At 69.7% G+C, this 23,624-nt stretch carries 21 protein-coding genes; 7 read left to right on the top strand and 14 right to left on the bottom strand.

Annotated elements, in window-relative coordinates; all coding sequences use genetic code 11:
• The first annotated feature begins 31 nt into the window (after positions 1-31).
• Positions 32-1,345 carry a thiolase family protein gene (locus QT386_RS03435; RefSeq protein ID WP_289272339.1) on the top strand — a complete coding sequence of 438 codons (1,314 nt, stop codon included), beginning with the start codon at positions 32-34 and terminating at the stop codon, positions 1,343-1,345.
• 85 nt (positions 1,346-1,430) lie between these two features.
• Here QT386_RS03435 and QT386_RS03430 read toward each other — a convergent pair whose 3' ends face one another.
• From QT386_RS03430 to QT386_RS03410, 5 genes are all read right to left on the bottom strand, one after another.
• Positions 1,431-1,880, bottom strand: a complete 450-nt coding sequence (locus QT386_RS03430; protein ID WP_289272338.1) for a DMT family transporter — start codon at positions 1,878-1,880, stop codon at positions 1,431-1,433.
• Positions 1,881-2,044: 164 nt separating this feature from the next.
• Positions 2,045-3,853: a long-chain-acyl-CoA synthetase gene (locus QT386_RS03425; RefSeq protein WP_289272337.1), complete on the bottom strand. Its 1,809-nt coding sequence runs from the start codon at positions 3,851-3,853 to the stop codon at positions 2,045-2,047.
• Between the two features lie 55 nt (positions 3,854-3,908).
• Positions 3,909-4,400 carry a DUF4442 domain-containing protein gene (locus tag QT386_RS03420; RefSeq protein WP_289272336.1) on the bottom strand — a complete coding sequence of 164 codons (492 nt, stop codon included), beginning with the start codon at positions 4,398-4,400 and terminating at the stop codon, positions 3,909-3,911.
• Between the two features lie 144 nt (positions 4,401-4,544).
• Positions 4,545-5,417, bottom strand: a complete 873-nt coding sequence (locus tag QT386_RS23325; RefSeq protein WP_289272335.1) for a response regulator — start codon at positions 5,415-5,417, stop codon at positions 4,545-4,547.
• The gene (locus QT386_RS03410) at positions 5,414-6,931 is read right to left on the bottom strand and encodes a hypothetical protein (protein WP_289272334.1); all 1,518 of its coding nucleotides are present in this window, start codon (positions 6,929-6,931) and stop codon (positions 5,414-5,416) included. Before QT386_RS03410 ends, QT386_RS23325 begins: the two co-directional genes overlap by 4 nt.
• 144 nt (positions 6,932-7,075) lie before the next feature.
• Between QT386_RS03410 and QT386_RS23320 the strand changes: the two genes are divergently transcribed.
• From QT386_RS23320 to QT386_RS03395, 3 genes are all read left to right on the top strand, one after another.
• Positions 7,076-8,428, top strand: coding sequence for an adenylate/guanylate cyclase domain-containing protein (locus QT386_RS23320; protein WP_289272333.1), 1,353 nt, complete (start codon positions 7,076-7,078; stop codon positions 8,426-8,428).
• Between the two features lie 115 nt (positions 8,429-8,543).
• A complete protein-coding gene (locus QT386_RS03400) occupies positions 8,544-8,963 on the top strand; it encodes a hypothetical protein (RefSeq protein ID WP_289272332.1) in 420 nt (139 codons plus the stop codon).
• Positions 8,960-9,376, top strand: a complete 417-nt coding sequence (locus tag QT386_RS03395) for a hypothetical protein (protein ID WP_289272331.1) — start codon at positions 8,960-8,962, stop codon at positions 9,374-9,376. The genes QT386_RS03400 and QT386_RS03395 overlap by 4 nt, the downstream gene beginning before the upstream one ends.
• A gap of 57 nt (positions 9,377-9,433) precedes the next feature.
• Here the strand turns inward: QT386_RS03395 and purL are convergent, their stop codons facing one another.
• Positions 9,434-13,273, bottom strand: a complete 3,840-nt coding sequence (gene purL, locus QT386_RS03390) for a phosphoribosylformylglycinamidine synthase (protein WP_289272330.1) — start codon at positions 13,271-13,273, stop codon at positions 9,434-9,436.
• 185 nt (positions 13,274-13,458) lie between these two features.
• On the opposite strand from purL, the gene QT386_RS03385 reads away from it, so the two are divergent.
• On the top strand, positions 13,459-13,989 hold the full coding sequence (locus QT386_RS03385) for a hemerythrin domain-containing protein (RefSeq protein ID WP_289272329.1): 531 nt from the start codon (positions 13,459-13,461) through the stop codon (positions 13,987-13,989).
• Here the strand turns inward: QT386_RS03385 and QT386_RS03380 are convergent.
• The 6 genes from QT386_RS03380 to QT386_RS03355 all read right to left on the bottom strand — a co-directional run bounded on the left by QT386_RS03380 (position 13,986) and on the right by QT386_RS03355 (position 21,393).
• On the bottom strand, positions 13,986-15,008 hold the full coding sequence (locus QT386_RS03380) for a DNA topoisomerase IB (RefSeq protein ID WP_289272328.1): 1,023 nt from the start codon (positions 15,006-15,008) through the stop codon (positions 13,986-13,988). The two genes, QT386_RS03385 and QT386_RS03380, sit on opposite strands and share 4 nt — an antisense overlap.
• Positions 15,009-15,152: 144 nt before the next feature.
• Positions 15,153-15,917: an MBL fold metallo-hydrolase gene (locus QT386_RS03375; protein WP_289272327.1), complete on the bottom strand. Its 765-nt coding sequence runs from the start codon at positions 15,915-15,917 to the stop codon at positions 15,153-15,155.
• 48 nt (positions 15,918-15,965) lie between these two features.
• The gene (locus QT386_RS03370; protein ID WP_289272326.1) at positions 15,966-17,318 is read right to left on the bottom strand and encodes a DUF3999 family protein; all 1,353 of its coding nucleotides are present in this window, start codon (positions 17,316-17,318) and stop codon (positions 15,966-15,968) included.
• Entirely contained in the window at positions 17,315-20,011 is a 2,697-nt protein-coding gene (locus QT386_RS03365; protein ID WP_289272325.1) for a DUF2339 domain-containing protein, read from the bottom strand. The genes QT386_RS03370 and QT386_RS03365 overlap by 4 nt, the downstream gene beginning before the upstream one ends.
• 52 nt (positions 20,012-20,063) lie before the next feature.
• Positions 20,064-20,645 (bottom strand): LON peptidase substrate-binding domain-containing protein, encoded by a 582-nt coding sequence (locus QT386_RS03360; RefSeq protein WP_289272324.1) that lies wholly within the window; start codon positions 20,643-20,645, stop codon positions 20,064-20,066.
• A gap of 1 nt (position 20,646) precedes the next feature.
• Positions 20,647-21,393, bottom strand: coding sequence for an SDR family oxidoreductase (locus tag QT386_RS03355; RefSeq protein WP_289272323.1), 747 nt, complete (start codon positions 21,391-21,393; stop codon positions 20,647-20,649).
• Positions 21,394-21,492: 99 nt separating this feature from the next.
• On the opposite strand from QT386_RS03355, the gene QT386_RS03350 reads away from it, so the two are divergent.
• Entirely contained in the window at positions 21,493-21,807 is a 315-nt protein-coding gene (locus QT386_RS03350) for a DUF4326 domain-containing protein (RefSeq protein WP_289272322.1), read from the top strand.
• Between the two features lie 4 nt (positions 21,808-21,811).
• On the opposite strand, the gene QT386_RS03345 is transcribed toward QT386_RS03350, so the two are convergent.
• Positions 21,812-22,054: a hypothetical protein gene (locus tag QT386_RS03345; protein WP_289272321.1), complete on the bottom strand. Its 243-nt coding sequence runs from the start codon at positions 22,052-22,054 to the stop codon at positions 21,812-21,814.
• 107 nt (positions 22,055-22,161) lie between these two features.
• Between QT386_RS03345 and QT386_RS03340 the strand changes: the two genes are divergently transcribed.
• Positions 22,162-22,914 carry a type 1 glutamine amidotransferase domain-containing protein gene (locus QT386_RS03340; RefSeq protein WP_289272320.1) on the top strand — a complete coding sequence of 251 codons (753 nt, stop codon included), beginning with the start codon at positions 22,162-22,164 and terminating at the stop codon, positions 22,912-22,914.
• A 92-nt stretch (positions 22,915-23,006) separates the two neighbouring features.
• Here QT386_RS03340 and QT386_RS03335 read toward each other — a convergent pair whose 3' ends face one another.
• Entirely contained in the window at positions 23,007-23,477 is a 471-nt protein-coding gene (locus tag QT386_RS03335) for an SRPBCC family protein (protein ID WP_289272319.1), read from the bottom strand.
• Positions 23,478-23,624 lie beyond the last annotated feature (147 nt).

Here is a 23,624-nt window from a genome sequence, read left to right as displayed (position 1 = left end):
GTTCCTTCAATTCCTTCCCGACTCCACTGCCATGAGCACTGCTTCCGAGAACCACGACCGCCTGCCGGTGATCCTGCGCGGCGCGCGCACGCCCTTCATGGAGACTGCCGGCGCCTACGCCAAGCTGATGAGCTACGAGCTCGGCGCACGCGCCATCGCCGGCCTGGTGGAGAAGACCGGCATCGACGCCGCGCGCGTCGACGTGGTGGCCATGGGCACCGTGGTGCACGAGGTGGAGACCACCAACGTCGCGCGCGAGTGCATGCTCGGCGCCGGCCTGCCGAGCACCATCCCGGCCTTTACGCTGTCGATGGCGGGCCTGTCGCCCAACGTCGCCGTGGGCACGGTCTGCGACATGATCGCCCTGGGCCGCGCGGAGCTGGCCATCGCCGGCGGCACCGAGACCTTCTCCGATCCCCCGCTGCGCGCCCGCCAGGCCCTGCGCCGCGGCCTGATGAAGCTGAACCAGGACCCGTCCGCCAAGAACGCCCTGCGCGTGCTGGGTACCCTGCGCCCGCGCGACCTGCTGCCGGAGATGCCCTCGGCCAGCGACTACACCACCAAGATGACCATGGGCGCCTGCACAGAGGCCATGGTGAAGAAGTTCGGCGTGGCCCGGCCCGACAGCGACCGTTACACAGCCCGCAGCCACGCCTTGGCCGTGCAGGCCTGGGAGCAGGGCCGCTACGCCGAGGACATCGTGCCGGTGCAGGTGCAGGGCCGCGACGAGCCGGTGACGCGTGACGATTCCATGCGCGCCGACACCAATGCCGACAAGCTCGCCCGCCTCAAGCCGGTATTCGACCGCGAGAGCGGCATCGTCACCGCCGGCAACGCCTCGCGCCTGACCGACGGCGCCGGCGCCCTGCTGCTGTCCAGCCTCGGTGCCGCGCGGCGCCTCAAGCTGGAACCGCAGGCCGTGGTGCGCGACTACGTGCTGGCCGGCGTGGACGATCTCTTCAGCGAGATGCTGCTGGGGCCCGCCATGGCTATCCCCAAGCTGCTCCAGCGCAACGGCCTGGGCATGGACGATGTCGACGTCTGGGAACTGCACGAGGCCTTTGCCTCGCAGATCCTCGCCAACCAGGCCTGCCTGGCCTCCGCCGAATTCGCCCGGGAGTATCACGGCCTGTCGCAGGCCTTCGGCGCCATCCCGGAAGACAAGCTCAATACCTGGGGCGGCTCCCTGGCCCTGGGCAACCCCTTCGCCGCCACCGGCGTGCGCCTGCTGACCACCGCCGCGCGCCGCCTGCAGCAGGAGAAGAAACGCTACGCCGTGGTATCGAGCTGCGCGGGGGGCGGACTGGGCGCGGCGATCCTGCTGGAGAATGCGAACCGGTTGTAAGGCTGAGGTCCGATTGGGCCGACGCGCCCTTGCACCGACTCCCTCTCCCGCCAGCGGGAGAGGGAGTGCGCGCGAAAGTGATCACCTACCCTCGCAGCCGATCTCCGTAATTCACCAGCAGCACGCCCAGCAGCACCAGGCTCGCACCAGCCACGCGCGGTAGCGTCAGCGCCCGCTCCGCCAAGCCCAGGAAGCCGTGCCGGTCGAACATCAGCGAAGCACAGAGCTGGCCGCCGACGATCAATGCCGTCATGCCGGCCAGCCCGATACGCGGCGCCAGCACGATGCTGCCGGCCACGATCGCCGCGCCCAGGAAACCACCGGTGAGCTGCCACCATTGCAGTTGCGGCAGCGCCTGCAATGCGCCGCGTTCGCTGCTGGCCAGTGCCAGCAACGCCATGGTCACCGCGCCCACCGCAAAGGAGATGGTCGTCGCCAGCAGCACGCTGTCGCCGAGTTGCGCGCGCAGGTTGCTGTTGATGGCCGTCTGCAGCGGTAGCAGGATACCGACCAAGAATGCAAGGGCGTAGTACACGGCGAACTCCTCGTCTTCTCGCCACGTCGGCGATGGTCAACCGTGGGGTGGGCTACCAAAAGCAGGCGCCTCCAGGCGAGCGGCAACCCGCGGGCCTCAGCCGGAATCCGTTCATGCTTCGACCAGCTCAGCACGAACGGATCGGCGGTCCAGTCCCGGAACCCCTACAGCCGCAACGCCCCACTCCCGATACGCTGGAACAGCTCCGGCGTCAGCGGCTCGTAGCCACGGCTGCGGTCGCAGAGCACATAAAGCGGCTCGCCGGAGGCGGTGGGGTCGAAGCCCTGCTTCTTCAGGTCCACCTTGCGGTACTTGAAGGTGCCGGTGACCTCCTGCTCCTCGCGCAGGCGCAGGAACAGCGGCACGGCGTAAGCCGGCAGCGTATCGCAGAGATGCTTCGCCAGGCCCGGGCCATCGAGCTTGCCGCCCTTCCAGGTCAGCGCCGCCATGCCGGCACGGCCGTCGCATCCCGCCAGTTGCACGCCGTAGACCACCGCCTGCTCCACTGCGGGGTGGCGGTTGAGCGCGCCTTCCACCTCGGTGGTGGCCACGTTCTCGCCCTTCCAGCGGAAGGTGTCGCCCACGCGGTCGACGAAGGCGATGTGCTTGTAGCCCTGGTCGCGTACCAGGTCACCGGTGTTGAACCAGCAGTCGCCCTTCTTGAAGACATCACGGAACAGCTTGGCCTCGCTGGCCTTGGGATCGGTGTAGCCCTCGAAGGGACGGCGCTCGGTGACCTCGCTGATCAGCAGGCCGATGCCGCCCGAGGCGACCTTCTTCATGTAGCCCTTGGCGTCGCGCAGCGGCTGCTCGGTGTCGGCGTCGAACTCCACGATGGCGAAGGTCATCGGGCAGAAGCCCGCGGTCTTGGTCAGGCCAAAGCCGTTGATGAACGCCAGGTTGCCCTCGCTGGCGCCGTAGAACTCGCAGATGCGCTCGATGCCGAAGCGGCTCTGGAACTCGTCCCAGATCTCCGGGCGCAGGCCGTTTCCGATGGACACGCGCACACGATGGTTGCGATCGTTGCTGGTGGCCGGACGGTTCAGCAGGTAGCGGCACAGCTCGCCGATGTAGCAGAACGCCGTGGCGTTGTAGTCTCGGATCTCATCCCAGAAGCGCGAGGCACTGAACTTGCGGCTCAGCGCCAGTGTCGCGCCACTGCCCAGTGCCGCGCCCCAGCTCACCGTGAGCGCATTGTTGTGATACAGCGGCAGGCAGCAGTAGAAGATGTCTTCCGGCTTCAGGCGCAGCGAGCCCTGGCCGACGCCGGCCATGCCGCTGAGCCAGCGGTAGTGCGACATCACCGAGGCCTTGGGCATGCCGGTGGTGCCGGAGGTGAAGATGTAGAAGGCCGGCTGCTTCTGGATGATCTGGGCCGTCTCGGGCGGGTTGTCGTCCGGCATGTCGCGCACCAGCGGCCGCATCGCGGTATAGCCGCGCGGTGCCTTGCCCTCGCCTTCCCAGAGATACAGGCGCTCGCTGTCGCGACCGGGTTCGCAGGTGGTGCTCTCCAGCGCGCCAACGCATTCCTCGCCGACGATGATCACCTTGGCCTTGGCCAGGCGGATGCTGTGCTCCAGCACCTCGCCACGCTGCTGGTGATTGAGCATGCCGGCGATGGCACCCAGCTTGACGATGCCGGCGACGCAGGCCAGAACCTCGGCACGGTTCTCCATCAGCACGGCCACCGCATCGCCGGGACGCACGCCCTTCTCGCGCAGCAGGGCCGCCACTTGGTTGGCCCAGGCGTTGAACTCCGCATAGGTCCAGCGGCGATCCTCGAAGGCCAGCGCCACGCGCCCGCCGTTGTTGCGTGCATGCTTCTCGATGATGGAGCCGATCGACCCGCGCCAGTTGGGCCGCAGCGACACCAGCTGCAGCAGGCCCTTGTTCACTGTCATGAAGTCCGGCAGGGTGCCGACCACACCCTTGGCGATGTCGCGCAGGCGCACGCGGTTGTCGTGATCGCTCATCTTGGCTCCTCGTCTCTCTAATCGTTCTGTTTTGTGCGTGCCGGCGGCATGCCGCCTACTTCTTCTTCGGCGTCCAGGCCCAGATCATCTCGCACTCGATCGGCTGCTCGCCGCTCTCGTCGGTGACCGTCACCGGCACCAGCAGGTCCCCCTTGGGCTCGCTGAGGATGCGCAGGCGCTGCTCGGCACTGAGCGTCGCCACGGCGCGCAGATCGCCCTGGGCCCGCCGAACATAGCGGATGTTCATGCTCTTGATCACTAGTAAATGACTGGAGGGCACGTTCATGCCGAATACTGAACCGGTTGCCGTTTCCGCCAGCAACGCCATCGCCGCCGCATGCACGCCGCCGATGTGGTTCTGCACCTTCTTGCGATTCTGCAGTACCAGGACCGAGCGCGACTCCGAGAGTTCCTCGAACTTCACGCCGGCGGTACCGGCGAAGCGCACCTGGAAGTTGAACATGCGCGTCACCGCGCGGCTGAACAGGGGCTTGGGCAGGAGCCGGACACGGTCGACGGCAGTGCGGAGCAGGCTGGGCTTGGACATGGCAAAAAGGCCGGGAATGGGAATCTTCCGAGCCTAGCACGCGCCTCCCGCCCCGCCCTTGCCCGTCCGCCCAGGGCCCTGCGGCCCGGCGGCGAATGCGCCGCCCGGGGATGGCCGCTAGAACGCGGCGCCAGGCCTCAGGCCCTAGAAGAGGCCCAGCTCGGCAATCCGCAGCGGCAGGCCCGCACGGCCCAGTGCCAGCTGCAATGCTTCCGCGGCCATGGGCCGGGAGACGAGTTCGTCAATGCCCGGCGCCGGAATCTCGTCGGCGCCTGCCACTGCAGCCTGCGTCGTGGCGATCACGTGCGGCCTGGCGACCTCGCCTTGCTGCACCCGTATTTCCTTGACCACGTCGAAGTAGTCGCCGGCCGGCAGGTCGATATCCAGCAGCACGGCGCCATAGTGTTCCAGCCGTAGCACCTCCACCGCTTCCTCGGCAGTGCGCACCCAGTCGTGGCGCAGGCCCAGTTCCCGGACCAGGGCACGGCAGGCACGGGCGGCGCGCTCGTCGTGTTCCACGATCAGTACGCGATGCACACGCGGCGGCGGCGACAGGCCCGCGGCGGGCGCCGCCGGAGCCGCGACGACGGCTGCGGTAGAAGCAGCCGGGTTGTTGCGCGGATCGCGCACCATCGCCCGGTCGAGCAGCACGCGCTCGATGTGCAGGACCAGCGCGTCCTCGTCCACGATCGCGCGTTCCTCGGCCGGTGTGGCGAAGGGCAGCGGCATCGCCTCCTCCTCGCTGCCCCCCTCGATCCGAAGCTGCGGCAGGGAGTGGCTGCTGTCGTAGAGACAGACCGCGCCCTCCAGCACATAGAAGACATCCGCCGGACGGCTGCCGGCGCGATACAGCACGGTGCCCGCCCGGTAGCGCTCGACGTGCATCGCCGGCAGCAGGCGGGACAGGGTCTCGGCACCCAGCCGGTTCAGGGGATACAGGCGCTGCAGATGCAGCAGCACCAGTGCCTCCATCTCGGCCGGCGCCAGTTCCACGATTCCATCGTTCCAGGCGTTCACAGGATTTCCAGCTCCCGGCTGAGGTCGGATTCGAGCTCGTCGAGCACCTCGGCCACGGCGTCGAAGCGGCTGCGGCGCAGGAATGCCCCGGCCACGGCCAGCCGGCGTCCGGAGGCCTCGTCCGACGCACGCAGGCGCAGGGCGTCGATGCGCTGGCCCAGCTCATGACCCCGGCCGCGGACGATGTGCTGGCGGGTGGTCATCAGCTCGGGCGGGAAGGCTTCCTCGTCCTCGCTGCAGAAGGCCTCCAGCTCGCGCAGGGAGCGGTCCGCGGCGTCCATCCTTCCGCTGGAAATGCGGCGGAACACCGACGCCAGCCGCTCCTCCGGATGCAGGCCGCGCGCACGCTGGGCCGACAGCCTGCGGAGCAGCGCAACCGTTTCCAGGCGATGAGCGTCGGCAGCAGCGACGGGCGACGGCTCGGGCAAGCCAACAGCGTCGGCGATTGCCCCTGCCGGGGCAGCTTCTGCCGGCGTTGCATCCTCCGGGAAATCGAGCGCGGTGATTTCTTCCGCAACCGCGGCGATGACGGCGTCCAGCGCATCTGCCAGAGCCTCCGCTGGCGGCATGGCATCGCTGCCCACGGCCAGGAACTGGGGCTCCAGCCCCAAACCCATCGGGTCCTCGGCGGTCACCCATGCTTCACCGGTCAGTGCCGGGTTTATCGGTTCAGCCAGGGCCGCGTCATCCAGCGTCGCCGTAAGCTGAGGTTCGGACACTACGTCGGACGGAGCCGGCGTCTCGACGTCCAGGGGCTCCAGCCCGAAACAAAGCGGGGCCGCCTGCGGCTCTTCCACCACGCTCGGAGATGCTTCGGCGGGCTGCTCCGCAGCGTCCGCCTCTGCCAGGGCCACCAGCGCGATCTCCTGGCTTTCCGGCTCCGGGAGGGCCTCGTCAGCAAGGTCCGCAACCTCCGATTCGGCGACGATGGCGACGGGCGACGGCGCCTCGATGTCCAGGGGCTCCAGGTCGAAGCGCGCCGGGATCGCCTGAGTCTCGTCCTGCACCGGGCCTGTCCGTGCTTCGGCAAGGGGCGGTTCGGTGATGGACATCACCGCCGGCTTCACCTCGCCAACATCCGGCTCCAGCCTGCTGGCACGAACCGGGACCGGCGCCTCGACAATGCCCGTCTCCACGGCCACGACTGCCGCCATGCGACGACGGCGCAACAGGCCCTGTGCGAGTGCCTGCAGCAGCATGCCGGCCGCCAGGGCGAGCACTCCGATCATCCAGGGCGACAGCGACGCGGCAGCCGTCGATTGCGGCAGCGGCCGGGTCACTGGCTGCGGCTGCGCCGGGACGGGAGCGGCGGCTGGCAGCCCCTGCTCCAGGCGCTGGCGCGAAACCTCGAAGCCCTGTTCCAGCTGCAACTGCAGCGGCGGACAGGTCGCAGCATCGCAACGGGGCGCCTCCGCCCAGGCCGGCAGGGCGGCGCCCAGCAGGCAGGCGGCGAGCAGCACGCTGCCCCTGCGCGGGAGGCCACGGAAGCATGAGGACGACGCCGAGCGACGCATCGGGTTGAGCCGGTTGATGGAACGGCGCGGAATCTGTCAGAAAACGCCGGGCTTTACGATCCCCGAACCGGGTATTAGTCCAATTCTCCCCGTGCCCGTGAAGCCGGCGCTATGCTGGACGCCAGCAGACCCGCCGAGGAGCCCGTGGCCGCCCCCCAGACCTTCTACGCCGACAGCGACGGCAACGACATCGCCTGGCAGACCCTGGGCGAGGGCGAGCTCGACCTCGTGCACCTGGGCGGCATCACCACCCAGGTGGACCTGCTCTGGGACCTGCCGGAAGTCGAGCGCTTCTGGCGGCAGATCACTCACTTTGCCCGACTGATCCTGTTCGACCGCCGCGGCATGGGAGCCTCCGCGCCCGTCTCACCCCAGGCCCTGCCCAGCGCCGACGACTGGGCCAAGGACCTGCTGGCCGTGCTGGATGCCGCCGGCTCCGAAAAGGCCGCCATCTTCGCCGAGCGCGAGGCCTGCGCCATCGCCATTGCCTTCGCGGCGCGTTACCCCAAGCGCGTGTCGGCGCTGATCCTGGGCAATGCCACGGCGCGCTACCTGCGCGCCCCCGACCATCCCGTGGGCGAGCCGCCGGAACGCGCCGAGCAGCACTGCACCATGCTGCGCAAGCACTGGGCCACCGAAAGTCTCGCGGCCACCCTGATCCCGGCGCGCGCTGGCGACAGCCATTTCCTGGCCGGCGTGGCGCGCCTGCAGCGTGCCGCCGCCACCCCGCGCGTGGTGGAAGCGCACACCCGGCACTTCCTGAACATGGACCTGCGCGACCGCCTGCCGGCGATCCGCTGCCCCACGCTGCTGCTGCACCGGCGCGAATATCCCTACATGGATGCCACGGCCCACGCGCAGTATCTGGAGGAGCGCATCGCCGGCAGCCGCCGCGTGGAGATCGACGGCAGCGAGTCCTTCTTCGCCATCGACCGTGGCGACGAGGTGCTGGGTATCGTCGAGGAATTCCTCACCGGCGGTCGCTCCCGCGTCTATGCCGACCGCGTACTGGTGACCGTGCTGTTCCTGGATCTGGTCGGCTCCACCGTGCTGGCCACCGAGCGCGGCGACGCCGCCTGGCACGACCTGCTGAGCCGCTTCCACCGCATGGTGCGCAAGCAGCTGCACCGCTTCCGCGGGCACGAGGTGGACAACGCCGGCGACGGCTTCTTCGCCACCTTCGACAGCCCCGGCCGCAGCCTGCTCTGCGCCCGCGCCATCCGCGAGGAAGCCCGCGCCCTGGACCTGGAGATCCGCGTCGGCGTCCACGCCGGCGAGTGCGAGGTGGTGGGCCCCAGCGTGCGCGGCCTGACCGTACACATCGGCGCCCGCGTGATGGGCGAAGCCTCGCCCGGCGACATCATGGTGTCCAGCACCCTGCGCGCACTGCTGGCAGGTTCGGACTTCGGCTTCCGCCGTCGCGGGGAATACCGGCTGAAGGGCGTGGAGGGACGCTGGCGGCTGTATGCGCTGGATGATGAGGCGAGCGACGAATAGTCGCCGCAACCACACCTGACAACCCGTTCACGTTGCGCGTCATGCCAATGGCGCGGCAGCATAAAGCCGCCGCAGGGGAGCGGCTTTCTCGGGGTCATTCATGTCAGTAAGGATCGTGGCCGCAACCTTGGCGGTCTCGCTGTTGGCCGGCTGCGCCACCGGCTATCACAGTGCCAGCAATCCGCTACTCGGCTGGACAGGGGGCTTCTGGGACAGCAAGGGGCCAGGGGAACTCGTCCTCGTCGGCTTCGGCGGCAATGGGTACATCACCCAGGACAAGGTTGCGGTGTATCTGCTGTACCGCTGCGCGGAACTGGCGCAGGAACAAGGCAAGCCTCACTTTCGCATCTACGATTCGCTGCTGTCCGCCATCATCGACCGACCATTGGACCGCGCCTTCGTCTCACCGGTGACCGGCAAGCCACTGGGCCAGGTCTACATGCTCTATGAGGACAATCCCAGTTCGGCCACCTTCGAAACTGCCAAGGTGCTCGTGCAATACGAATCCCAGGTGAAAGGAGCACAAGCGCAATGAGAAGAATCATCCTGGCCGCAGCAGGCGTGATGCTCCTGCAGGGCTGCATGCCCACCTACGTGGCCCCCTCGGGCACCAAGACTGCGCGTGTGAACATCGCACAGTCGGGAAGCCTGGCTCTCTGCACCGACGACCGGCTGTTCAACCTCTCCGCGCAACCGGACAATTACGTCGAGGTGCCCGCGGGACAGCGGATCAGCCTGCAACGCAGCTTCACCTCACAGGGCTACAACGTCTCGCATAGCTGCAGCACCGGCATCAGTTTCGTCCCGGAAGAAGGCCAGTCCTACTACGCCAACTTCGAGTTGCGCGAGGAACGCTGCATCCTGCTGGTATTCCGCGAAGTCCCGGAATCACGCGTTGGCCTAGGCATCGAACACTCGCTGGGCAAGCGCCAGTACTGCAAGAACTGATGGGTTCTGGCGAAGCCTGCATCCCCTCTCCCCTTGCGGGAGAGGGGCAAGCATCGCTTACTTGCTGAACTTCCGCGCGTTCCTGAACATCTGCAGCCAGGGCGTGTGGCCCTCGAAACGCTGCGGCCAGTACGAGCCGGCCGTGCCGGCCACGGTGCGCTCCGGGTGCGGCATCAGGATCGTCACGCGGCCGTCGGTGTTGCAGACCGACGCGATACCGGCCGGCGAACCGTTGGGGTTCTGCGGGTAGCTCGTGGCTACGCGGCCGTGGTTGTCCACGTAGCGCATCGGGTTCTGGCCGGCAGACTGCAGCGCGGCAAGATGACCCTCGGCGGAGAATTCCGCGCGGCCCTCGCCGTGCGCCACCGCGATCGGCAGGCGCGAGCCCGCCATGCCCGCGAAGAACAACGACTTGGATTCCAGGATCTCCACCTGCGTCCAGCGTGCCTCGAACTGCTCGCTGCGGTTGCGGCGGAAGGCCGGCCAGGCTTCCGCGCCCGGCACGATGTCCTTCAGCCCGGCGAACATCTGGCAGCCGTTGCAGACGCCCAGCGCAAAGCGCTCGGGGTTGGCCAGGAAGCCGGCGAACTCGGCACGCGCGCGCTCGTTGAACAGGATGGTGCGCGCCCAGCCCAGGCCCGCGCCCAGCACGTCGCCATAGGAGAAACCACCGCAGGCGACCAGGCCGGCGAAGTCCGCGAGCTTGGTGCGGCCCTCGAGGATGTCGCTCATGTGCACGTCCACCGAATCGAAGCCGGCGGTGTGGAAGGCCCAGGCCATTTCGGCGTGGCCGTTGACGCCCTGCTCGCGCAGGATTGCCACGCGCGGACGGCGGCCGAGCTGGATGCCCGGCGTGGCCGGCTTGAAGCTCAGCTTCATGCCCAGGCCCGGGTCGCTCTTGGCGCCGACGTTGTCGAACTCCTCGCGCGCGCATTCCGGGTTGTCGCGCAGCGCCGCCATGCGGTAGCTGGTTTCCGCCCAGACCTTGTGCAGGCGCTCGCGCGACTCGGCCAGCAGCTCCTTGCCCTCGAAGCGGATGCGCAGCGTGTCGTCGGCCGTCGGCGCGCCGAGCTCGTGCACCGGCAGGCCGGCGGCCTTGGCGCGCACGGCGACGTCGATGGCGTCGCTGGTCGAGACCTGCAGCACCATGCCCAGCTCCTCGCTGAACAGTGCGGCCACCGGATCGTCGCCGACGCTGTCCAGCGACACGTCGATGCCGCAGTGGCCGGCAAAGGCCATCTCGGCCAGCGTGGCGAACAGGCCGCCGTCGGAACGGTCGTGGTAGGCCAGCACGCGGCCCTCGCCATTGAGCGTCTGCACCAGCTCGAAGGCGGTCTTGAGCAGCTGCGGGTCGTCCAGGTCCGGTGCGCGGTCGCCGATCTGGCCGTAGACCTGCGCCAGCGCCGAACCACCCAGGCGGTTGCGGCCCTCGCCGAGATCGATCAGCAGCAGGCGCGTGTTGGCATCGGCCTTGAGCTGCGGCGTCAGCGAGCGGCGCACGTCCGCCACCGGCGCGAAGGCCGAGACGATCAGCGACAGCGGCGCCGTCTGCGTGCGGGTCTCGCCGTCCTGCTGCCACACGCTCTTCATCGAGAGCGAGTCCTTGCCCACCGGGATCGCCAGGCCCAATTCCGGGCACAGCTCGGCACCCACGGCACGCACGGTGTCATAGAGACGGGCGTCTTCGTCACCCTGGCCGCAGGCCGCCATCCAGTTGGCGGACAGGCGCACGTCGCGCAGCTTGGCGATACGCGCGGCGGCGATGTTGGTGATCGCCTCGCCCACGGCCATGCGGCCGGAGGCCGGCGCGTCGAGCAGGGCCAGCACCGGGCGCTCGCCCATGCTCATGGCCTCGCCCGTGGTTGCCTCGAAGCCGGTGGCGGTGACGGCGCAGTCGGCCACCGGCACCTGCCAGGGGCCGACCATCTGGTCGCGCACGGTCAGGCCGCCGACGGTACGGTCGCCGATGGTGATGAGGAAATTCTTGTTGGCCACGGCCGGCAGGCGCAGCACGCGCTCGGCGGCTTCCGTCCAGTTCAGGCCCTTGATCTTCAGCGGATCCAGCTCCGGCTTCTGGCGCTCGCTGCTGCGCTGCATGCGCGGCGGCTTGCCCAGCAGCACCGGCATCGGCATGTCGACCGGGCGGTTGCCATCGAGGCCGTCTTCCACCACCAGCTGCTGCTCCGCAGTGGCGGTGCCGACCACGGCCATCGGGCAGCGCTCGCGCTTGCAGAACTGCTCGAACAGGGCGACGGACGCAGGCGCGATGGCCAGCACGTAGCGCTCCTGCGACTCATTGCACCAGATTTCCATCGGCGACAGCGCCGGGTCGGCGGAAAGCACGTCGCGCAGGCGGAACAGGCCGCCGCGGTCGTCGGCGTGCACCAGCTCCGGCAGCGCGTTGGAGATACCGCCCGCGCCCACGTCATGGATCGACAGGATCGGGTTGGCCGCACCCAGGGCCCAGCAGGCATCCACCACTTCCTGGCAGCGGCGCTCCAGCTCGGGGTTGGCGCGCTGCACGGAGGCGAAGTCCAGCGCGGCGCTGGACGCGCCGGTGGCCATCGACGAGGCGGCGCCGCCGCCCAGGCCTATCAGCATCGCCGGGCCGCCGAGCACCACCAGCCTGGCGCCCTCGACCACCACGCGCTTCTCCACGTGGCCGTCACGCACGCTGCCGTAGCCGCCGGCGATCATGATCGGCTTGTGGTAGCCGCGGTTGCGGCGGTCCGGCGTACGCATCTCGAAGGTGCGGAAGTAGCCAGCGAGATTCGGGCGGCCGAACTCGTTGTTGTAGGCGGCGGCGCCGATGGGGCCGTCGAGCATGATCTGCAGGGCCGAGGCCATGCGCGGTGGGCGGCCCAGGTCGGCCTCCCAGGGCTGCTCGAAGCCGGGGATCTTCAGGTTGGCCACGGTGAAACCGCAGAGTCCCGCCTTGGGCTTGCCGCCGAGGCCGGTGGCGGCCTCGTCGCGGATTTCGCCGCCGGCGCCGGTGGCGGCACCCGGGTGCGGCGAGATGCCGGTGGGGTGGTTGTGCGTCTCCACCTTCATCAGGATGTGCACCGGCTCCTCGTGCTCGCGCCAGACGCGATCACTCTCGGGGAAGAAGCGCATGGCCTGCGGGCCCTGCACCACCGCCGCGTTGTCCTTGTAGGCGGACAGCACGCCTTCCGGCGCGGCGGCATGGGTCAGGCGGATCATCTGGAACGGCGACAGCTCCTGTGTCTCGCCATCCAGCGTGAATTCCGCATTGAAGATCTTGTGGCGGCAGTGCTCGCTGTTGACCTGCGCGAACATCATCAGCTCGGCGTCGGTCGGGTTCTTGCCGGCCTGCTGGTAGTGCGCGGCCAGGTAATCGATCTCCTGTTCCGACAGGGCCAAACCCCAGTCGGCATTGGCCTGGGCCAGCACCGGCTTGCCGCCGCCGAGCACGTCCACCGTGCGCAGGCTGCGGCGCGGCTGGCCGTCGAACACGTGCGGCAGCGCCGCCTCGTCCAGCAGCACCGACTCCATCATCGGGTCGTGCAGGGCCGCGAAGGCCTCGGCCGGCAGGCTGGCAACGCCCTCCAACAGGTAGACCCGGCCCAGTTCCACGCGGCGCACCCCGGCCAGGCCGCAGACCTTGGCGATGTCCGTCGCCTTGCTGGACCAGGGCGAGGTGGTGCCGACGCGCGGCACCACGTAGATCCGGCCATCGGCCGCCGGCAGGCTATCCGGGCCATCACCCAGCAGACGGCGCAGGTCGGCGTGGGCCACGGTGTCGTCGGCATCCACCAGGTAGAGGTCGACGGCACGCAGGCCGCTCAGGCCGGGAGCATGGGGACGCAGGGTCGCCAGCAGGCGTTCCAGGCGGAAGGCCGACAGGGACGCGGCACCGGGGAGGACAGTCAGGGACATAGGGGCTCGGCAAGACCGCCGTTCAAGGCGGGAGGGTACGGGCAACCCCTATTTTCGCATTTTTGGCCCCCCATTTCCTGATTTTCCGAACCGGAACTCCGGCCGCCGGGGCCGAGTCACAAACCTGCGCGATGGAACGCGCCGCCCCGCCCCCCGGCGGGCACCGCACCGACACGGAGACCGTCATGGCCCGCAGCAAATCCCGCCCGGGAAAATCCGCCAACACGGACGCCCTGGCCTTCCTGCAGGACAGCCACCGCCGCCTGCGCCAGCTGTTCGGCCGGCACGCCGAGGCCGGCGACGAGGACCGCCGCCGCCATCTGCTGGAAAAGGCCTGCCTGGCGCTGAAGATCCACAGCCAGCTGGAGCAGGAACTGCTCTACCCCGCCCTGCGCGCCGAAGGCCTGGACGACCGCGTCCTGGACGAGGCCGGGGCCCGCCACGAGCGCCTGCAGGAGGAGGTGGACCGCCTGGAAACCGGCGACCTCAGCCCCGGCGAGCTCCAGGCCGCCGAGGAGGAAATGACCGGCGAGGCCCTGGAGCACCTGGACCTGGAAGAGGAAGCCCTGTGGCCGCTGATGAAGGCCGCCGGGCTGGACCTGCGCGACCTGGGCGCGGAGCTGCGCGAGCTGCAGGACCAGCTCCAGGAAGACCTGAGGGTCCTGTTGCCGCCCAGCGACGACAGCGGCGAGCCTGAATCCCGGTTCGCCCCCTAGGCCTTGCGCCGCCGGCGCAGCAGCGCCAGCAGGGCCGCCTCGCCGACCGGCCGCCGGCCCGGCATCGCCGGCGGCAGCGGGATGGTCCCGTCCAGGTAGCTGCTGACCACCACCGGGTGGACGTAGCACTTGCGGCAGATCGCCGGCGTATTGCCCAGGCGCTGCGCCACCTGCCGGAACATGTCCACCACCCGCGCCTTGGCCGGCGTGCCGGCCTCGGCACGCAAGGTCTCCAACGCCAGCACGCTGCCGGCCCAGGTGCGGTAATCCTTGGCGGTGAATTCGCTGCCGGCGATCTCGCGTAGGTAATCGTTGACGTCGGCCGAACCCAGCACGCGACGTTGGCCGCCCTCGTCGATGTACTGGAACAGCTCCTGCCCCGGCAGCTCCATGCAGCGACGCAGGATGCGCGCCAGCCCAGGGTCCTCGATCGAGCTGGCGTGGCGCACGCCACTCTTGGCGCGGAACTCGAAGCGGATGCGCGTCCCGCGCACGTCCACATGGCGATTTCGCAGCGTGGTCAGGCCGTAGGAGCCGTTGCTGCGCGCATACTCGGCATTGCCCACGCGGATCAGGGTCTTCTCCATCAGCCGCAGCACCGTCGCCAACAGCTTTTCCCGCGGCAGTCCTGGGCGCTTCAGGTCGGCGGCGATGCGCCGCCGCAGGCGCGGCAACACCTCGCCGAACTGCAGCAGCCGGCCGTACTTGTCCGCGTCGCGCACGGAGCGCCAGTCCGGGTGATAGCGGTACTGCTTGCGCCCCCGCGCATCGCGGCCGCAGGCTTGCAGATGGCCCGAGGCATCGGCGCAGATCCAGACATCGGTATAGGCCGGCGGCACCGCCAGGCTGCGAATGCGCGCCAGCGTGGCCTGGTCACGGATACGGCGGCCGTCGGGCCCGTCGTAGACGAAGCCGCCACGGATGGCCCGGCGGCGGATGCCGGGCTGGCGGTCGTCCACATAGCGCAGCCCGGCGGCGCGGGCGGCGAGCTGCTCCGGCGTGAGCGGCGCGCGCGGCATCGGCGGTCCTCCTTGACCTGGGTGCCTGCGAGGTAGACCGGGGGGACTGCGCAACGGTTCCACGGCCGGCTGGTCCTGCGCGCGCCTTGGCTCCCTCTCCCCGCTTGCGGGGAGAGGGTTAGGTTGAGGGGCCGCTCACCGCGGCTACGCCACTTCCCGCCAGCCCAATCCCTCGTCCTGTCGGGCGCAGACGATCCATTCCTCGTCGCATTCCAGCGCCGCCACCACCGCGGCGCGTGCTAGCTCGGGTGAGTTGTTGACCTCCGACAGGTGCGTCAGCACCAGGTGCTGCAGGCGCCCCACGCCCAGTGACGCCAGCAATGCGGCGCTCTGGGTGTTGGACAGATGCCCCAGGCCACCGCCGACCCGGCGCTTCAGCGCCTCCGGATAGGGGCCGTGCATGAGCATCTGCGTATCGTGGTTGCATTCCAGCATCAGCGCGTCGCAGTCGGCCAGCATCGCGTGCATGTAGGGCGTGACGTGCCCGGCGTCGGACAGCATGCCCAGGCGCTGCCCGCCGACGGCAAAGACGTACTGGCAGGGTTCGCGTGCATCGTGCGGCACGGAGTACGGCTGCACCTCGATCTCGCCGATGCGGAAGCTGTCCTGCGGGCCGAAGCGCTGCAGCACCGGCACGTTCGGGTCGTTCCAGGCCCTGAACGTGCCGTGCGTGACCCACACCGGCGTGCCGTGGCGGCGCGCGTAGCGTGCCACGCCGCCCAGGTGGTCACTGTGCTCATGGGTGACCAGGATGGCGTCGAGCGAGTCCGGCGCGATACCGAGCCGCTGCAGGCGCGCCTCCGCGTCCTTCACGGAAAAACCACAGTCCACCATGATCCGCGTGCCGCGGTACTCGACGAGAGTAGCGTTGCCTTTGGAGCCGGAACCTAGGGACGCAAAGCGGATCATGGCCTATTGTCCCGTCTGGCCATGGCACCCCGCAATCCGACAAAGGTCCTACCCCGCCGGCGTCTCCCGCAGGCGCCGCAGCAGCGACAGCGCCATTGCCAGCAGCAGCAACGCACCGACACCCAGCGTCACCCACAACAGCACCAGGCGCAACGGCGTGGGCCGGGGCGCCGGGGTCAGCATCTCCGGCCCGCCCAGCACGATCGCCGGCGGCAGCGCCGTGGCAGCCCCGCTGAGTCGGCGGCGCTCGGCCTCGTCCTGGTCGGACAGCAGCGAATCGCAGGCTGGCACCACCGGCTCGACGCGGGCGCTGCCGTAGGCCAGCATGAACGGCCCCTCGCCCTGCGCCAGGAAGCGCAGCCGCGCCGGCACGTAGCCGAGCTGCAGCTGCGGTTGTGCGCCCCCCAGGGTCTCGGCGCCGCCGGTGATCTCCAGGCGCCAGTAGCGGTCGGACGTGGCCGGGAAGCGCAGCGCCGCCGCGGCGGCACCTGCGCGCGTCACCGAGTTCACCTCGCCGCTCCAGCGCGGCTGCCACTGCGTGTCATCGCCGCCGGGCGCCACCGCGCGGCTCTCCAGGCGCACCTGCAGCGACATGTTGGCGGCCGGCAGCGGCACCCAGGCATGATCCACCGGCGCAGGGCGGCGCGCGTCGAAGCGCAGCACGCCCGGCTTCTCGGCCGGCAGCGCCAACGTGTCGAAGCGCAGCAGCCCCTGCAGCGGCGCAGCGGCCTCGGTTTCCACCCACGCTCCCAGGATTTGCAGCGGCTCGCCGCTGCCGGCACGCTCCAGGCGCAGGTAGGCATGGCGTCCGGCGGGCAGCGGCACGCGACCACGCTCCATGCCTCCGTCGCGGCTGCGCAGCAGCGTGCTGCGCGTCACCAGGGTCTCCCAGCGATCCAGGTCATCGCTGGCCAGGATGCGCAGCGGCAGCTCCGAGCTGCCGTCGTCGCTGCGCCAGTCCAGCCGCAGAGCCTGCGCCGGATAGCGCAGCTTGCGCAGGTCCAGGATGTAGGCCTGGCTGCGCGCGCCGGCAGCCAGGGGAGCGCCGCTGAGCTGCACGCCGGCACCATCGGCGGTACGCACGTCGATGCGCAGGCCACCCTCGCCCAAGGTCGCGGCACCCTGCAGCGTGAACAGCGGCAGCGGCAACAACTCGCGCTGTGGCTCTTCCGCCGCGGGAGCACAGAGCGCATGGGGCACGGCGACCCCGGCCGCGTTGAACACGCGAAGATCGCCCAGGTCGGCGCGCAGCACCCCGGCATAGGCCTCGTCCGGCACCGCCAGCTCCTGCAGCGGCTGTCCATCGGCCTGGAGCGTCAGGCCACGGGCATAGTCGGCGGGCTGCACGGCGAGCGCCACCAGCGGACACAACAGCAGCGCACAGAGCGGCAGCGTCTTCATGCGGAAGGCTCCGGGTCGGTCTCGGTTCTGGTTTCGTTCTTGGCTTCGGCCGCGGCCGGCGGCAGTGGCGAGAGATAGCCGGTCAGCAACAGCAGCAGGCCCACGCACAGGAAGGATGCGATGCGCGCCAGCGTGCCGCTGCCGGACAGGTCCAGCAGGAACAGCTTGGCCACGACCACGCCCATCAGCGCCGCGCCGATCATCCACAGTCCACGCCAGCCGCGACGCGTGGCCAACAACATGGCGCCGACACCCAGCAGGCTCCAGAACACCGACAGCGAGGCCTGCACCAGCGTGGAGTCGACGATGCCGCCGGCATCCAGCGGCGTGCCCCAGGCATGATGCAGCGCGCGCAGCAGCGCCGCGCTGAGCGTGAGGAAGCCCAGGCCGCCGACCAGGCTCCAGGGCAGCCCGCAGGCGGGGCTCCAGCCCAGGCGCTCAAGCTGCGCCGTATCCAGCGACAGCACCCATAGAGCCAACGCGACCAGGCCCAGCGCCAGCGCCAGATCCAGCGGGTTCAGCAGCGGCAGATACGGCAGCCAGCCAGGATCGCCGTCACTGCCGAGATTGAGCGCCACGTTCCACAGCGCCACCGCGGCGGCCAACGGCAGCGCCACCACGAGGCGGTAGGTATCCGCATGCCGCACCAGCGGCCACTGCGGGCGCAGATGCCGCACGCCGCAGAGCCACAGCAGCAGCAAGGGCACCACGCCCCAGGGGAGGTCGCGCCAGACGCCAGGCACCGCGCGCAGCTGCCAGTGCAGCTCCCAGGCCCCGGCCAGCGCCAGCGTCCAGGCCGGCGCGGCATGCAGCGCCGCGCGTGCGAAATCCAGCGTTGCCTCCGGCTGCCGGTCCAGCTGCCACAGCAGGCGCCAGGACACCGCCAGCAGCAGCGGCCAGCCCAGCCAGCCCGCCTCGGCCAGCGGATGCGCTTCGCCCGACAGCAGCAGCGAAACCAGCAGTGCCAGGGGCATGCCGAACAGCGCGATCCACCGCGCCTGCGGCCACTGGCCGCTGCGTCCCAGGCGCTCCAGCAGCAAGAGGCTGAGGCCGATGAAGCCCAGCGCCATGCCCAGCAGCCAAGCCTGCGGCGCGTGGCGATCCAGCTCCACCAGCCCGCCGACGAACCACCAGGCACAGCCCCACAGCGCCATCAGCAGCGGCAGCGCCTGCTCATGCCGCGTCAGCGCCTCACGATGACGCTGCAGCCACCAGGCACTGAGCAGGCCCGATACCGCCAGCGCCGCCGTGGCCATCCAGGCGCCGTTGAGCAACAGCAGATCGCCCCGCAGGTCACCCGCCTGCGCCAGCAAGCGCAGGCCCGCGGCGAACTGCAGCAGCAGCGAGAACAGCCGCGCCAGCGGGCGCTGCTGGCGCAGGCCCAGCCACATCAGGCCGGCGCCCTCCACCGCCCACATCAAGGCGGTGGCGCGCTCGTCGAAGGCCAGCGGCACCGCCAGGCTGGCGAAGATCACGCCGATGGCGGCGAAGGCCTCCGCCAGCAGGCGCAGCGAATCGCGGCCGTTGCGGATCAACGCCCAGGTCAGCGCGATGTAGGCCAGGCCGAAGCCCAGCGCGCTCCAGGCCATCGCGAAGTCGATATCGCGCACCAGCGAGGCATGCAGGCCGGAGGCGATCACCGGCAGGCCGAACACCAGTGTGCCGGAGACATAGCCCTTGAGCCTGGGCGGCTGGCGCAACGCAAACAGCACCGACACCGCGACGTACAGCGCCCAGAACAGCAGCAGGAAGGCATCGGCGCTGAGCCGGTCCTCGGGCCCGTAGCCGCTGGCGCGCCACAGCGCGGTGATGCCGAAGGTGAAGACGAAGCCCACCAGGTTGAGCTCGCGCCAGGCACGGAACCAGGCCACGCTGAACACGCCCAGGTTCAGCACCGTGTAGTAGCTGAACAGCAGCACGTGGTTGCCCGAGCCGGTGGACAGCAGCACCGGCGCCAGGAAGCCGCCGCTGAAGCCGATCACCGCCAGCGGCAGCGCGTTCTGCGCCACCGCCAGCACCGCGCCGGCCAAGGCGACCACCACCATCAGGCCCAGCGCCGCGCTCATGGGCAGCATGTGGTAGAGCCGTGCCGCGGCGAAGATCGTCAGGTACAAGCCGGCGATGCCACCGCCCTGCAGGATCTGCGCGTACATCGCGCGGCGCTCGCGCAGGCGCCAGCCGGTAACCAGCAAGCCCAGCGCGCCGGCCGCGATCGCCGCAAGGCGCAGTTCCAGCGGAAACAGGCTGTTCTCCGCCGCATAGCGCGCCAGGAACGCGCCTCCCAGGAACAGGATCACGATGCCGACACGCGCCAGCGGATTGCCGCCACGCAGCCAGTCCAGCGCACGATCCACCAGGCTCGGGCCCTGCGGCACCGCAGGCAGCGGCGGCGGTGCGGGAGGCGCAGGCACGGCAGGTGCGTCGTCGAGGTCCAGTGTCAGCAGCGGCGCCGCGGCCGGCTCTGCTGCCGCGGGCAGTGTCACCTCCGGAGGTGGGGGCGGCGGCGCAACGGCAGCCGGCGCAACGGTGGTCGGCTGGTCCAGGCGCTTCTGCAGCGCCTCGATACGCTGCCCCTGGTCACGCAGCCGCGCCAGCAGGTAGCCGAACAGCGCGCCGATCAGAACGCCGGCGTCGAAATGCAGCAGCGCCGCACCCAGCAGGGCACCGGCGATGATGAAAACCAGGGTCAGCATCGGCGTTTCGTTCCTTCCCCGAAGAGGCTGCAGTATCGGGCAAAGCCGCCGGCTAGTGCACTTCCTTCAGCTCTCTCTCGATGGCGGCCAGCAGGGCCAGCGGATCGTCCAGCTCCAGCAGGCCCTGCTTGCGCTCCGGCGTCACCGGCAGCAGCTCCGCCAGCCGCGAGCCGACCCAGCCGGCATCCTCCGGCCGCGGATCGGGGAAATGCTCAGGCCCCATTTCCTCCATCAGGCTGCCGAGCAGCTGGCCCAGCAGGCGGAAGCGCTCCGGCAAGGCCTGCGGCGCGGCCGGCTCGATCAGCTCCACGCGGGCGCGCATCAGCCCGTCACGCTCGACCCAGCGGTTGAGGATGCGAAAACGCGTCTCGCCGCGCGTATCCAGCGTGAACAAGCCAGGTCCGGGTACATTCCACTCGGCGATGCGCGCGGTGCAGCCCAGCTCGCAGGGCACCGCCGGCTTGCCGACCTCGTAGCCGGCACGGATCAGGCAGACGCCGAATACGCTGTCGTCACGGATGCAAGCCTTGGTCATGTCCACGTAGCGCTGCTCGAAGATGCGCAGCGGCAGGCGACCGCCCGGGAACAGCACTGTGCCCAGCGGGAAGATCGGGATTTCCAGGACCTGCGGCATGTCAGCCCCGGTGGATCGCCAGCGGGCCGAAGGCCTGGCACACCGGCATCAGCGACAGCGTGTTGACGTTGACGTGCGGCGGCAGCGAGGCCACCCAGTGCACCGTCTCGGCCACGTCCTCCGGCGACAGCGGCGTGACGCCGGCGTAGACCGAGGCCGCGCGCGCATCGTCGCCGTGGAAGCGCACGTTGGAAAACTCCGTACCGCCCGCCAGGCCCGGCTCGATGTCCGTGACGCGCACGCCGGTGCCGAGCAGGTCGGCGCGCAGGTTCAGCGAGAACTGCCGCACGAAGGCCTTGGTGCCGCCGTAGACGTTGCCGCCCGGGTACGGCCACTCGCCGGCGATGGACCCCATGTTCACCACGTGCCCGCGGCGACGCTGCGTCATGCCCGGCAGCAGCGCGCGCGTCATGTACATCAGCCCCTTGATGTTGGTATCCACCATGCGCTCCCAATCGTCCAGGCTCGCTTGCTGCGCCGGCGCCAGCCCCAGCGCCAGTCCGGCGTTGTTCACCAGCAGGTCCACCTCCGCGAACTCCGCCGGCAGCGCCGCCACCGCGGCCTCCACGGCCGCGTTGTCGCGCACGTCCAGTTCCACCAGGTGCGAGGGCACCGGCAGTTCCGCGGCCAGTTCGCGCAGGCGCTCGATGCGGCGTGCCGCCAGCACCAGGCGATGGCCCGAGGCGGCCAGGCGGCGGGCGATGGCGGCGCCGAACCCGCTGCTGGCGCCGGTGATGAAAACGATCATGAAGGGTCCGCTGAGGTCGGGAAAGCGCAAAGGCTATGCGAATCGCGGCGGCGGAACCACCACCCCGGAACTCGGGCCCGCATCGGCACTCCAAACGGCATGGGCCCGAAACGTATCCAGATGCGGCGCAGCGCCGGCTGGCGCAAGCCACCGGACGCCGTCTACGTCGGCCGCCCGACGATCTGGGGCAACCCCTGGGTCGTGGGCGGCAAGGCGCACGGTGCGCTGGGGCCGCAGGAGGCCAAGGCCCGGTACGAGCAGGCCCTCACGCGCGGCGAGCTCAAGGACCGGCAGGGCCATGCCCTGATCGACCGCATCCACGAACTGGCTGGGCATGACCTCGCCTGCTGGTGCGAGCCCGGCCAGTCCTGCCACGCCGACGTGCTGCTGCACTACGCCAACCCGGCCGCCTGAAAGCTCAGGGCGCCTCCGGGTCATTCTTGCGCGCCCCGCGCAGGTTCAGCGCGAACAGCCCGAACTGCAGCACGATCAATGCCCAGCCCTGGGTATGCCAACCCCAGATCACCCATAGCAGGTTGCTGAGCACGAAGCACCAGAACCCCCAGCTACGCTTGCGCTGCTGTTGGGAGCCCACCAGCCAGGCCGCCAGCAGCGTCACCAGCATGGCCGGCCACTGCAATGCGTCGAGCATCCCGTCCATGGGCGCGTTCTCCGGCGTGGCGTGAAATGTCAAAGTCCGGCGGCGGTGCCGGTCAATCCGGCAGCGCCGCAGCGGTCCCATAATGGCGTCCTGCAACGGAACCCCACATGAACGTCCTCTGCCTGCTGCCCGCTTCCGACTACGACCCCACCGAGGCCGCCACCAGCTGGTATGCCCTGACCCAGGCCGGGCACCAGGTCCGCTTCACCAGCCCCAGCAGCCAGCCGGCGCATGCGGACCTGCGCCTCACCCACACCGGTTTCGGCCTGTTCAACAGCGTGTTCATGACGCGCAATCCGGACCTGGAGCTGTATCGCCAGATGGCCGCCTCGCCGGACTTCCAGGCACCGCTGGCCTATGCCGACGTGAACCCAGGGGACTTCGGTGCCCTGCTGATCCCCGGCGGCCATGCCGCCGGCATGCGCTCGATGCTGGAATCCTCCACCGCCCAGGCGATCTGCAGCCACTTCTTCACCGCCGGCAAGCACGTCGCCGCCGTCTGCCACGGCGTGCTGCTGCCGACGCGCAGCATCGACCCCGCCACCGGACGCTCCGTACTGCACGGCCGCCGCACCACGGCCCTGCCCGCCTCCCTGGAACTGGGTGCCTGGGCCATGACCGCCGCCTGGCTGGGCCGCTATTACCGCACCTATCCGCAGACCGTACAGTCCGAGGTAACGGCCGCGCTGGCCAGGCCCGCCGACTTCGATGCCGGCCCGCTGTTCCCGGTGCGCGACAGCGCGCAGAACCACCGCCCCGGCTTCATCGTGCGCGACGGTCGCTACCTGTCCGCGCGCTGGCCGGGCGACTGCCACAAGTTCGCCGCAGCGTTCGTGGAGATGCTGGCGGAGGCCTGCTGAGCGGGTCTCGATATCCGCACGCAAAGCACACTGGATCGCCAGGCCGGCTTGCAGCGGCCTGACGATCTGCAGCGAAGGGAGCTGGGTCCACCTCAGTGCTGCACGCGCCCGCCGTGCGCCTCGCCACGCCAGGCACCCGTCTCCACGCCCCGCGCTTCGATGAATTCCTTGAAGCGCTTCAGGTCACCCGCCACGCTGTGGGCCGGTACGCCGACGAAGGCGCCCGCCTTCTCCAACACGGTCTCCGGCTCGATTTCCATGGCCAGCAGGATGCGCGTGTGCGTCTCGTCCACCTTGTCGAAGCGCACGCGCCCGGCGTTGCCCTTGCCGTTGATGCTGCGCCAGGAGATGCCCTGGTCCGGCACCTGCTCGACGATCTCGGCATCCCATTCCAGGTCCTTGCCGGCGACCTTCGCGCGCCAGTGCAGGTGGGTATCGTCGAGCTGGCGCACTTCCTCCACACCTTCCATGAAGCGCGGGAAATCCTCGAACTGGGTCCACTGGTTGTAGACCGCACGCAGCGGTGCGGCGACTTCGATGCTCTTCTCAATGGTTTTCTGCATGACATTCTCCAGGGGTGATTGCACGATACGGCGCCCCAGGGGCACCGCGGGATGGCGACGCAGAGCCGCTGCCGGTAGATGGCAAGCGCCGTGCCCGCCCGGACCGCGCTAGAGTGCGGCCAGGATCTCGGATCGGGGAAACGGGTT

This window comes from Solimonas sp. SE-A11 (assembly GCF_030345715.1).
In the GTDB taxonomy this organism is placed as follows: Bacteria; Pseudomonadota; Gammaproteobacteria; order Nevskiales; family Nevskiaceae; genus Solimonas_A.
Note: the sequence above shows the minus strand (reverse complement) of the source record. Positions and strands in the feature narration are given on the sequence as shown.

Coding starts and splice junctions, on each gene's coding strand:
- QT386_RS03395 (WP_289272331.1), top strand. CDS start 8,960: ATGAGAAGAATCATCCTGGCCGCAGCAGGCGTGATGCTCCTGCAGGGC.
- QT386_RS03345 (WP_289272321.1), bottom strand. CDS start 22,054: ATGGACGGGATGCTCGACGCATTGCAGTGGCCGGCCATGCTGGTGACG.
- QT386_RS03370 (WP_289272326.1), bottom strand. CDS start 17,318: ATGAAGACGCTGCCGCTCTGTGCGCTGCTGTTGTGTCCGCTGGTGGCG.
- QT386_RS03385 (WP_289272329.1), top strand. CDS start 13,459: ATGGCCCGCAGCAAATCCCGCCCGGGAAAATCCGCCAACACGGACGCC.
- QT386_RS03380 (WP_289272328.1), bottom strand. CDS start 15,008: ATGCCGCGCGCGCCGCTCACGCCGGAGCAGCTCGCCGCCCGCGCCGCC.
- QT386_RS03425 (WP_289272337.1), bottom strand. CDS start 3,853: ATGAGCGATCACGACAACCGCGTGCGCCTGCGCGACATCGCCAAGGGT.
- QT386_RS03365 (WP_289272325.1), bottom strand. CDS start 20,011: ATGCTGACCCTGGTTTTCATCATCGCCGGTGCCCTGCTGGGTGCGGCG.
- purL (WP_289272330.1), bottom strand. CDS start 13,273: ATGTCCCTGACTGTCCTCCCCGGTGCCGCGTCCCTGTCGGCCTTCCGC.
- QT386_RS03335 (WP_289272319.1), bottom strand. CDS start 23,477: ATGCAGAAAACCATTGAGAAGAGCATCGAAGTCGCCGCACCGCTGCGT.
- QT386_RS03410 (WP_289272334.1), bottom strand. CDS start 6,931: ATGCGTCGCTCGGCGTCGTCCTCATGCTTCCGTGGCCTCCCGCGCAGG.
- QT386_RS03435 (WP_289272339.1), top strand. CDS start 32: ATGAGCACTGCTTCCGAGAACCACGACCGCCTGCCGGTGATCCTGCGC.
- QT386_RS03420 (WP_289272336.1), bottom strand. CDS start 4,400: ATGTCCAAGCCCAGCCTGCTCCGCACTGCCGTCGACCGTGTCCGGCTC.
- QT386_RS03375 (WP_289272327.1), bottom strand. CDS start 15,917: ATGATCCGCTTTGCGTCCCTAGGTTCCGGCTCCAAAGGCAACGCTACT.
- QT386_RS03340 (WP_289272320.1), top strand. CDS start 22,162: ATGAACGTCCTCTGCCTGCTGCCCGCTTCCGACTACGACCCCACCGAG.
- QT386_RS03350 (WP_289272322.1), top strand. CDS start 21,493: ATGGGCCCGAAACGTATCCAGATGCGGCGCAGCGCCGGCTGGCGCAAG.
- QT386_RS03360 (WP_289272324.1), bottom strand. CDS start 20,645: ATGCCGCAGGTCCTGGAAATCCCGATCTTCCCGCTGGGCACAGTGCTG.
- QT386_RS03355 (WP_289272323.1), bottom strand. CDS start 21,393: ATGATCGTTTTCATCACCGGCGCCAGCAGCGGGTTCGGCGCCGCCATC.